General features: G+C 41.0%; 14 protein-coding genes and 2 pseudogenes. 7 read left to right on the top strand and 9 right to left on the bottom strand.

The window, feature by feature from the left end; translation table 11 throughout:
• Positions 1 to 250: pseudogene (locus tag LC586_RS38065) on the bottom strand (ISKra4 family transposase); the annotation flags it as partial.
• A 232-nt stretch (positions 251 to 482) separates the two neighbouring features.
• On the opposite strand from LC586_RS38065, the pseudogene LC586_RS43320 reads away from it, so the two are divergent.
• Positions 483 to 1726: pseudogene (locus LC586_RS43320) on the top strand (ISLre2 family transposase).
• 250 nt (positions 1727 to 1976) lie between these two features.
• Here the strand turns inward: LC586_RS43320 and LC586_RS38050 are convergent.
• The 3 genes from LC586_RS38050 to LC586_RS38040 form a co-directional block, all read right to left on the bottom strand.
• Positions 1977 to 2174 (bottom strand): hypothetical protein, encoded by a 198-nt coding sequence (locus LC586_RS38050; RefSeq protein WP_229490944.1) that lies wholly within the window; start codon positions 2172 to 2174, stop codon positions 1977 to 1979.
• A complete protein-coding gene (locus LC586_RS38045; protein WP_229490943.1) occupies positions 2174 to 2821 on the bottom strand; it encodes an MIP/aquaporin family protein in 648 nt (215 codons plus the stop codon). The genes LC586_RS38050 and LC586_RS38045 overlap by 1 nt, the downstream gene beginning before the upstream one ends.
• Positions 2822 to 3268: 447 nt before the next feature.
• On the bottom strand, positions 3269 to 4003 hold the full coding sequence (locus tag LC586_RS38040) for a glutamine amidotransferase (RefSeq protein ID WP_229490941.1): 735 nt from the start codon (positions 4001 to 4003) through the stop codon (positions 3269 to 3271).
• Between the two features lie 868 nt (positions 4004 to 4871).
• On the opposite strand from LC586_RS38040, the gene LC586_RS38035 reads away from it, so the two are divergent.
• The 3 genes from LC586_RS38035 to LC586_RS38025 are packed head-to-tail and all read left to right on the top strand — an operon-like array spanning position 4872 to position 6075.
• Positions 4872 to 5498: a hypothetical protein gene (locus LC586_RS38035; protein WP_229490939.1), complete on the top strand. Its 627-nt coding sequence runs from the start codon at positions 4872 to 4874 to the stop codon at positions 5496 to 5498.
• A gap of 11 nt (positions 5499 to 5509) precedes the next feature.
• Entirely contained in the window at positions 5510 to 5773 is a 264-nt protein-coding gene (locus tag LC586_RS38030) for a hypothetical protein (RefSeq protein ID WP_229490937.1), read from the top strand.
• The gene (locus tag LC586_RS38025) at positions 5671 to 6075 is read left to right on the top strand and encodes an AAA family ATPase (RefSeq protein ID WP_369010555.1); all 405 of its coding nucleotides are present in this window, start codon (positions 5671 to 5673) and stop codon (positions 6073 to 6075) included. The genes LC586_RS38030 and LC586_RS38025 overlap by 103 nt, the downstream gene beginning before the upstream one ends.
• Before the next feature lie 344 nt (positions 6076 to 6419).
• Here the strand turns inward: LC586_RS38025 and LC586_RS38020 are convergent, their stop codons facing one another.
• The 3 genes from LC586_RS38020 to LC586_RS38010 are packed head-to-tail and all read right to left on the bottom strand — an operon-like array spanning position 6420 to position 7447.
• On the bottom strand, positions 6420 to 6644 hold the full coding sequence (locus LC586_RS38020) for a hypothetical protein (protein WP_229490933.1): 225 nt from the start codon (positions 6642 to 6644) through the stop codon (positions 6420 to 6422).
• Positions 6645 to 6656: 12 nt separating this feature from the next.
• Entirely contained in the window at positions 6657 to 7208 is a 552-nt protein-coding gene (locus LC586_RS38015) for a GIY-YIG nuclease family protein (protein ID WP_229490931.1), read from the bottom strand.
• Positions 7205 to 7447 carry a hypothetical protein gene (locus tag LC586_RS38010; protein WP_229490929.1) on the bottom strand — a complete coding sequence of 81 codons (243 nt, stop codon included), beginning with the start codon at positions 7445 to 7447 and terminating at the stop codon, positions 7205 to 7207. The genes LC586_RS38015 and LC586_RS38010 overlap by 4 nt, the downstream gene beginning before the upstream one ends.
• Before the next feature lie 42 nt (positions 7448 to 7489).
• On the opposite strand from LC586_RS38010, the gene LC586_RS38005 reads away from it, so the two are divergent.
• The 3 genes from LC586_RS38005 (at position 7490) to LC586_RS37995 (ending at position 8819) form a co-directional block, all read left to right on the top strand.
• Entirely contained in the window at positions 7490 to 7690 is a 201-nt protein-coding gene (locus LC586_RS38005; protein WP_229490927.1) for a hypothetical protein, read from the top strand.
• A gap of 70 nt (positions 7691 to 7760) precedes the next feature.
• Positions 7761 to 8072, top strand: coding sequence for a hypothetical protein (locus tag LC586_RS38000; protein ID WP_229490926.1), 312 nt, complete (start codon positions 7761 to 7763; stop codon positions 8070 to 8072).
• A gap of 450 nt (positions 8073 to 8522) precedes the next feature.
• Positions 8523 to 8819 (top strand): hypothetical protein, encoded by a 297-nt coding sequence (locus LC586_RS37995; protein WP_229490924.1) that lies wholly within the window; start codon positions 8523 to 8525, stop codon positions 8817 to 8819.
• A gap of 131 nt (positions 8820 to 8950) precedes the next feature.
• Here LC586_RS37995 and LC586_RS37990 read toward each other — a convergent pair whose 3' ends face one another.
• Both LC586_RS37990 and LC586_RS37985 read right to left on the bottom strand, forming a co-directional pair.
• Positions 8951 to 9238, bottom strand: coding sequence for a hypothetical protein (locus LC586_RS37990; protein ID WP_229490922.1), 288 nt, complete (start codon positions 9236 to 9238; stop codon positions 8951 to 8953).
• Positions 9239 to 9293: 55 nt separating this feature from the next.
• Positions 9294 to 9656 carry a helix-turn-helix domain-containing protein gene (locus LC586_RS37985; protein ID WP_229490921.1) on the bottom strand — a complete coding sequence of 121 codons (363 nt, stop codon included), beginning with the start codon at positions 9654 to 9656 and terminating at the stop codon, positions 9294 to 9296.
• Positions 9657 to 10004 lie beyond the last annotated feature (348 nt).

Here is a 10004-nt window from a genome sequence, read left to right as displayed (position 1 = left end):
AACTGTGCTAGCCAGTGGTTGATGATTCACCCAATCAATTACAACCTGATTATCTTGAAAGGACGTTCCAACCATTCCATTGTGATGTAAGCTAATTGCTTTGTAGCCAAGCCAAGCGCATATTTCATCTTCAGTAGTGCGAACACGAATGTTTCCACCATCAACGCTTAATTCTTCAACTGTGTCTTCTTGTGTCGGCTTTTTCATTGTTTTGACGATGCACCAATCTCTGTTGACTGCTACGGGAAACTGGGAGCAACGCGATTTTGTGAGGTCGGCCAAAAAAGGTGCGATCGCTATTCAATATATTTAAGTACAATATAAATATTTATACATTTAAACCAGTATTAACACTGCTAAAATTTTCCGGTTCTATTGTAGGATTTGAAGATGACTCATTTTTGTGGCAAAAAAAAGGTAGGATTCCCTTTGGAGTAAAGGTTTTGATATCTGACATCAAAACAGGGAGTGCCTACGCGCTTATGAAAAATCATATATATTCTACTTTCGATTTAAGCAAATCATTAGAAAACTTTCAAGAACAAGTTACGAAACTTTTAGAACTAAAGAATATCTCAGAATGGGATGAACGCGTTTTCAGAGAACGTGAGCAAAAAATTAGAGAATTTGCCTTAACTTTAGCAGGAGAATGTACAGCTTTGTTGCTCCATAATCTGTCAAACTCTCAAGAATTTTTGGATAAATCAGAGCAGCAGACACGGGGATGGTGGCAATCAAGCACACAAAAGCATGGTTGTAAAAAACGACAAATATTAACAATTGGAAATGTGAAAGTAAGTTTAAATCTACCGTATGTAGTTGAACGTCGAACTCAATCGAAGAAAAATAAGAAATCTTCACATGAAGGATTTTGTCCATTTTTAAGATATTTGGGAATGACCGAAGGATTAACGCCTAATGTTTTATCAACAATTACCAAATATGGTGCAATTACTGGCTCGTTTGAGGCAGCACGAACAACATTAATTGATTGGGGTATAAATATCAGCCTAAAACGCATAGAACGGCTAACGTATTACTTTGGTAAAATTGGCATAAATTTACGTCAATCGAAAATAACAAGTTTAGCTTTAGGTAATTTACCTACAACTAGTATTCTGAAAGACCAACGTGTTGTCATCGCTGTAGATGGCGGTCGTACCCGGATTCAAATTAACAATAAGGGAAGGCGTAAGGTGAAGACTAATCGCTTAGGCTTTACAGGAGAATGGGTTCTGACTTTTCACGGGAAGTCTTCAAGCCTCGAAAAAACGTGACTTTTTCTACAGCCTAATTGTCAATAGCTTTAAGTTAATGAAAATAGCTAACGGAAAAATCAGGGTTTGGAAAACCCTCAAAATGGCCTTTTCCACATGCCGTGAAAAGTCAGGAATGGGTTGAGCCAAAGTTATTAACAATTTATGTAGTGAATGACAAAGGTGAAAAAATTAGAATGTTACGAGAGCGAAATTATATTTTAAAAGCTTACCGACGCAGGCTTTTAAACTATAACTCTGTTGCCTTCAAAAAACTTCCTCTTGGTAGTGGCGCGGTTGAAAGTTTAATTCGCCAAGTTGTTAATTTACGGATGAAAGGTAATAGTAAGTTTTGGCTTCAAGATAACGCAGAAATTATGTTGCACCTCCGTTGTCAATGGATAGCTAAAAGTTGGGATAATTTTTCTGATTCTATCTTTAATTCGTTTATCAAAACCCAAACGTCCTGATAAATTTTATACTTTAATTCGGCATTTATTTTTTTTCTGCCATAATTGATACCAAGTCTTTAAAAATTATTGCAGATATATTTGGAAATAATCGTTAAATAACTTACTAGCAATCTTTTTGAGATATCTCATCAAGATGATTTATCGTGTAATTACGTATATAAATTGCAAATAAAATTACTTTACACACAAATGTAAGTTTTAGCGATCGCACCTTTTTTCCCCGACCTCACAAAATCGCGTTGCTCCCCTATTGTTTCAATACTTGGGACAATTTCTGAATCCCTTGCTTTATCTGAATTTCATCTACCTGGGCATAGCCGAAAATAAACTCTCCCGTTTTTGGACTTGTCAAATAGTAGCCTTGGGCGCTAATCAAGCCAACACCCAAAAGTTTCGCTTCTTGAATCACAATTTCATCCGGTAAAGCAGTCTCAATTTTCGCCATCAAATGAATGCCTGCGTTTTCACCCAAGATAGTGACTCGTAAACCAAAATAGAAAAATATTGGAGGTTACCTCCGACCATAGCAGGACCTAAATATCGAGCAGGATTTATTGACGCACCGCTAATCGGTCCACCTACTAAGATATCCAAGGTGACTACTAAGCCAATTAACAAGCCATCTATTTTAGGAGTCTGACTATTAGTAGTTGTCCCAAAGATTACAAAGAGTAGAAAGAAGGTTAGGATAAACTCCATCACAAAGCCCATGAGGGGAGTGACTCCTTGACCCAATGTAGGTGTCCCTATAGCAACTGCTTGGAGAGCTGTTAAGGGAAAAGTCAGCTTAAGCAGACTAGCAGCAAAGATTGCTCCTAGGCATTGGAAAATGACATATCCCACAGCATTCTTGATGTCAATTTTACCTCTTAAGCAAGCACTAAAAGTGACTGCCGGATTGAGATGAGCACCACTGACATTACCTATAGCACCAACCATGACCACAACTGTCAGTCCATACGCCAAGGCAACTGCAACAATACCACTGGTTTTTCCGTCATTAAGGATGTAGTTGCCGGTGGCTGTGCCAACCCCAACAAAAATTAAGGTGAATGTGCCGATGAACTCAGCCATTAAAGCTTTTGTTTTCATGATTTTTAATTCCTAAATAAGCTATTAACCCAAGTTGCGGGTTATCAAATTCGGGGCGTATCTTCATAACCGATTCAGGCGATCGCGCACTCTGAAGTTTAGGATAATTTCTGCATCACTCCTGCACTCTGCGACAATCTTCATCATGTCCAATCGCCTTTAACAGGTCGTCCGTGTTAGCATAGATCGCAATTATTTCGTTTAACATACACCCCTCCTATTTTTCTGACTGGAGGGGATTTTAATGCTTAATTGACTCACAGCGATCGCCTTGCTCGCCGTAGGCATTGCTCACAATAATACTAAGTAAGTAGGCACAATTAAACCAAACTATGTAAAGTTATGTAAAGCGCCAGAAAGGCTTTAAATATAAGCTTTTAAGCGATTTACATTTCTTAATATAGTGGTATTTTTTAGCGCCCACCTACTTAGCAACTTGGGTTATTATTATCGAGCTACAAGCTTATTTGTTGCTTTATAATTGATAGATTGCAGCCATTCATACCAGAATTGACGCGCCTGAATTTCTAGCTTTTTAGCGTAACGAGCAGTGTCTTGGCGTAATTGAGGGACGCTGACACCAGGCGATGCAGCGATTTCACAGGCGTGTCCGATAAACCACATCTCTAAACCCTGTGCTGTTACTTCTGGGTGAAATTGTAATGCTAAACCACATTTCCCCCAAGAAAAAGCTTGATTTTTGTATTGTGAGGAAGAGGCTAGATGAGTTGCGCCAACAGGTATATCGAAGGTATCTCCATGCCAATGTAATACAAGTGTATGCTCTGCTGCTAAATGGACTAAGGGAGAATGCTTACCAGCGTCGCTAAGCTCTATTGCCCCCCATCCAATCTCCTTACCAGAACCAGGATATACCCTAGCTCCCAGCGCTCGTGCCATGAGTTGAGCGCCCAAGCAGATTCCCAAGGTCGGTAAATCAGCGGCTAAACGACGCTCCAGGAAATGCAACTCATCCTGCAAAAACGGGTAATCTTGTTCCTCATATGCTCCAATCGGACCTCCCAAAACTACAACTAACTCTGGATTTAAAAGAGCGATTTTATCCAAAGATCCGGAACCGGCTTCGACATATGTTACGGTATATCCCTGCTGCTGGAGCGTCTCGATAAGACTACCCAGATCCTCAAAACCGACATGCCTGATAACAGTAGCATTTTTCATAGAGATTCCCTGAAAAGTAAAGAACTCAGATGTTTACTTTGTGTATCACAATAGTAAAGAGTGATTGGATTTATGTAATGATCCAATTTAAAACATTTTTTGTATACCATTAAAATTGCCTTAATTGCTGCCCTGCTTACCATCTTTACTGACACGTTCTTCACGTATCTCCTCAAAATTTCGGGGTAGGTGTAGCGAACTGCAAACATAAACACTTCAAACCGCAAACAAGGCAATTTTGAAACCACATTAACTGCAAATAAGCCGTAACCCTTACTGCGATTGAGGAGTGGGGATTTATTAGTTCAATTGTGTCCAAAGAAAACGAACTTTTACACCGGACATATATGTTCATTTATTTAGATATAAACTGAACACAAATAAAACAAAAAAATTGTCTTGAAAAGTGACGCTACGCACAGTCGAAGAGGCTGCGCTAACAGAGCGGCGGAAGCCGCCGCTCCCACTTTTCGCTGCGACGGGCTGTTCGGTGACGCACTCTCACACACACAATAAACCTATTAACAAGAATATTTTGTGAGGATGGAGGACAGCGATGCCGAAGGCGGGCTGCACCTACGCACCCTGACTACCGCCAGACAACTATATATGTAGATAAAGCCATGCACAAAAAGCTGTTGCGAGTGCTGGAAGACTCCGGCTTTGACGGCGATTTTTCAGAATGGGTAGAGCAGAAGATGAAGGGTGAGATTGAGAGTCAGGAAAAGCGATCACAGTAATTACCACGAGAGACGATTGTGTTAAGTTGTCTGGTAAAACTTCACAATACAACCCGTAATTTCACCATACAGTCTGCCGGATTGTATGCCGGACAATGGTATGAAAACTGGCAGACAACAAGCAGACTATGGCAGACAACCAACCAGATACCCAACCAGACACCCTCTCAATTGATAGCGAATCCTCTCAAAAAGAAGAAAATTTTTCTAAAATTTCCATATTAGATTTGCAAAAAAAATATGGGATTCAGCGTGATTCCTTCTACGCTCGGACACGATACCTTCGGATTACAACCTGGAAGGAGGGCGGTAAAGCTTATTTGTATGCTGACCAGATAGCAGAGATGGACGGACTACACGAACACATACAACAGACTGGTAGAATGCAAGGCTATGTAGTACCCGAACCATCTGGCCCAATTGAAGAGGATGAACAGCCAGCAGCAGCTACAAGTAGTCTGGCAGTGACAGAGACTCAACAAATTACTTCGACTTACGCACCCAAGCAGAAGCGATCGCAGTCTTCAGGACAAGTTGATGATGTCGCCGCCATCGTACAATCTGCACAGGGTAAAGCAGCTGGTACGCTAATCGCAGAGAATATACTCGCTCGTCACTTCATTGAAAATCCAAACCTATTACCAGATGAGCTAAAAACCAAAATCAAAGAATCGGGGGAAATGCCTTGCATTGACCCTTTCGGCTACGCAGACTCATTGATCAGCGCCGCAATGGGTTCTATCAGCGCGGCTTAAAGTTTTTGGGAATGCTAGTAACTGGTGCAATTGTTGCTGTTAATGGGTTAAATCCCCTCTCATTACTGACATTGGGTATAGGGGGAGTGCTAGCGATCGCCCCTAAACTGACCTTCAAAGTTTCCTCTCTTGATGAGACAGCACCAACTGAACCAGACATAACACCGGGAGAATTCCGCATCTACAGACAAGCCGAGCTCGGACTACAGCCTCACTGCTGGCAAATGGCGCTATTCTCATTGCTGGTGAGGATGGTAGTGGTAAGTCTGTACTAGCGATCGCAGTTGTGGAAAAGCTACAAGCTGATGGCTTCACTGTGGCGTTTATCGAGCCTGCCACGCCTAAGCAAATGTTGCTAGAAATAGCACACCAGTTTGATATTCCCACTGAGGATTTAGAAGGTAAGTCACTGACAGCTGACAAATTGAAAAGGGCGATCGCCACTTATTGCGAGTCAAATACAGCATTCCTCATCCTCGATGACGCTCATGCTTGTGATACCAAATTCCGAATGTGGCTGAAGCAATTACGACGGAGTGACGCGCCTATGCTGCTACTCGCCACCGACCCCCCGTGAACTGACATCTTTATCGAACAGAATTCAGGAGTCACTCTTCGGAGCTGGAGACGCTCCGCCTCCGGTCAGAATACAGGAAAGGTATTATGACAGAAATTGCGGATGAATAATCGGCGTTTTTGCACCCCCACAAAACAAGAAAATTTAGTGGTCAACTTTTAAAGTCGCGGGTCCCAATCCCCGACTGATTGATTCTGACTCCAAGCCGCAGAGCGTCTCCGGCTCCGAAGAGTGAATTCTGACTTCTGAATTCTTCTTCAACAACATTCCGAGGATTGAACTCAAACCCCTGCCAGAGTAAGCCGCGATGTTGCGCCTAGCCGTATAGCTTTTAGCTATACGGCTCAAACGGCGACCACTGCGATCGCAACAGCTACCAACTGATGACTAATGACCAATGACCAATGATTAATGACTGATGACTCTTGAGCAGCCAAAAATGGAGCGAGGCGACGACCCAGGCCAGCAATAGGAGCCGCCGCGTTGCCGCAGCAGTTTTCTTCTTGGCTGTGTCTGGCTCTAAGGGCTGGCGAGCGGGAAAGTTGCGTTTTTGGCTGGTTCCTTTTCATCAGGAGCGATCCCTATTCTGGCTCGACTAATTCATAAAGAAGCGATCGCACCTTCTCTTGCCAATCTGGAATAGCTTGAATTTTTGCTAGTACAGATGCTTCAATTCTCAAGCTCAACTTTGCATCTCGTGGCTCTAGTCTATCTGTAGTAAATTTCCCTTGTTTGTCCCTAATTTGGTCAATACGTCTCTCAATAATCTTTTCTTTGAGTTTGCCAAGCTTAATCTTAGGGACAGGTGTTGAAATTCGCCTAGTCTTGGCGGTGTAAACATTGCCAGCAACGCCTAAAATGTTATAGCCATTAGCTTTGCTGTTATGAGAGTTTATGTAAACTTGCTCATATACTGGCAATAACCCATCAATTACTTCTTCTGCAATTTCAAATTCAAAAGCATCCTCCCCATACTTATTCCAAGCACGTTGCAACTTCAATGAGTGATGCCTGCCATGTCTAAGAGCAGATTTATGTAAATACCATCTTCTATAAATATCTAAGCTTGAGCCTACATAAACCTTGCCAGTCGGTTTGCACCTTATGATGTAAATCCCAGAGATTACTTTCACTCGCCCTCCTTTAAAAGCTTCTTGCCTTTAGCGATATAGGGGGCTATCTCCTTACGGATCACATCACTCATGGTAGTGCCATTAGCCAAGCACCAAGCATCAAAAGCTTTCTTGTCTTCAGTGTCTACAACAAACTGTATGTAATCTTTTTGGCGGTCTAACTTTTTTCTGGGCATAACTTCAATATTTGTTTCCCCAGCTATTTTATCATGATATTTATCATGATAAAATAAAAGCATGAGAGACAACAAACACTACGCTCTCATCAGGAGGTGAAGCGAATGAGTCAATCAAAAGACGGTAACGGACACGGCGAATATAAGCCCAAGGTTGAATTCGAGCGTGTTGTGGATGACGTTTTCTACCGTGTAAACCCGGAAACGGGTGAACGGGAGGACGTACTTTATGCAAAAGACGTTATCAAAGAGATCGAGAAAGAATCCAAAAAATCGGATTCTGACCCGGAGTCCGAAAACCCATAACTAGTACCTAACTAGCGCAGCCTCTAGCCCCACTAGGGGCTGCTAATCTCTTTTTTCCTAAATTAACATAATGGACATTTGTATTCCCGGTTATTTAAGGATTTTTCATCACAAACAAGGGCACTGGCAGCACATCATAGGGGATTCATTCTACAACCCAGAAGGTGAGCCGCCTGATCTTGAATTTGCCACACGCAAATATGATATTTCGCGTGAGGATCTGGCGATCGAGCTATTTCGGGCGAGTGACGGCAGAGCAGGGTATTGCATCGGCGACTTAAAGCAAAAGCGATTTTATTACTGCGGTGTTGATGTTGAGTCAGTACACGACAAACTGCGATCGCTCGGCATTGGGCGTGAAGATCCAATGGAAGGAAGCTAAAAGTAGGTATTTGTAAGCTTTTCAGGAATTTTGCTTCTTAAAAAAGCTCTACTTTAGATACAAGAAAAAATATAGTTTTCATCTATCAAAAGTATGAAATCTAAAGATTAAAGTTTTCTATATCTAAAGAATTTAAACAATTTGGATTTTAATGTAATAGTATACTTCTGTCAGAAGATGTAAAAAAATATAAAAGATAGTAAATTAAAATGGAAGATAAGCAAGAAAATTTTCCGATTTTTCTTGAATATCTTAAATCTCAAGCTATTTCTCAAAAACACTACTAGTTTAGAGCAATACTAAACTGACGCTTTTTTTGAACTGTATGAGAAGCACAAATATATTTCCTACCTTTAATGCAGGAAACATATTTGTGTCAGTTTCTGCTTCTGATTCCACCCAGAAACAGAATCTTTGTTATGTCCGTGATAACGTTCACTATCTAATAATATGACAAATAAAAATTTGTTTCTAGTATCGAGCGATATATATCAACAACCGAACGATATATATCAACAAGAAGAAAAGTTAACTCAAGTTACAACAAGTATTGAGGTTCCAACAAATAACTTAATTTCTTCTCTATCAATTCAGCAGTCAATACCAACACCGTATGACTATTTTGCTTTGCTGCCAGCATTAATTACAGCTTTAACTCCATTAGTTCTAGGTTTGCGGAAGAATAAGCCTTCTAAACAAGACAAAGGAGATAAAGAAAATCAAAAAGAAACTGACCTTGATCACTAAGTTTCAATCTTGGCACTAGGTAGGCTGCTTTGCTTTTTCTTTCCAGCACTTTACCTTGTCAAGCTTCAAGGTGATCGCTTGTTGAGGAGCGATCGCCTACTTTCCTCTAAGAATCTCACAGACAAATTTTTTTACTTGCCTTCCCTTTCTGCTTTGCGAAACTCCACCAACGCCTTAAGCAGTGCCTCTAGTTCAAATCCAGAGGCATTTTGAATATTTATGGCTACATCACTGTTAAGCGATACAAACGATCCTGTAACTATAGTCAATCCCGACTCTGAAAGCCCTAAAACTCGCGCCTTGGCATCGGCTGAGAGCTTTTTCATTTGCTCAGACAGCAAAGCCTCTTTTTCTTCCTGCGATAAGCCGTCTAGCATTCTTTGCACATCATCAACAGACACATATTTAATTCCTTCCATAAATGATACAGCCTGATAATTGATTGATAGCTAACGATCATAGTACTTGTAGTGATTAGACTGCGATCGCGCTTGGGCTGTAATCTCCTGAAATTGATGCATTTTGTTTAGATGTCTTCCATTTACGCCCGATCGTTAATAAAACTGCGTCTATTTCTTCTTCGTTAGCAGTTTCTATTAATTGCACGACACTAATTTTACTAGCTCCCAATTGAGTTAAGGCGTTTAACTTAACTGATTCGGGCAATGCTTCAAGAATTGAGAAGTAGTCACCAGATTTGATATCTTGCTTTCCATTCAAGAATCTGCTTAACACACTGTTATCAACTCCAGCAGCAGTTGCCACCTGCCTAGCAGTCATGCCGTCAATAATCGCTTTGTTTACTGCATCTATCAATATTTGCTGGTGGTTTGCCATATTGTTGCTAAAATACAAACTTTGCCGTATAGTATTTGCAATATAGCAAATCAATGCACGGCTTGCAAGGGGGGTTTGGACATCCATTCTACCTCAAATAAAACAGCCCCGACAAACGTGACTCTGTACGGGGCGATTCAAAACCTACAAGGATGATATGACAATTCAGGTTTTTATACAAGTCATGGCTGTAACTGAGGTGCAGCCGTGAAATTTTACAAATTAGGGACTTGCGGAGAAATAAAGTACCAGTCATCCTAGAAGGTAGGAAGTGCGGGTAGTTCCGCACTTAGACTAAATCTCTAGAATAGGAATCCCTGTTTTGATGCTCACTGACAACATCAAATC

This window comes from Nostoc favosum CHAB5714, from assembly GCF_020829495.1.
GTDB classification, from domain to species: domain Bacteria; phylum Cyanobacteriota; class Cyanobacteriia; order Cyanobacteriales; family Nostocaceae; genus Nostoc; species Nostoc favosum.
Note: the sequence above shows the minus strand (reverse complement) of the source record. Positions and strands in the feature narration are given on the sequence as shown.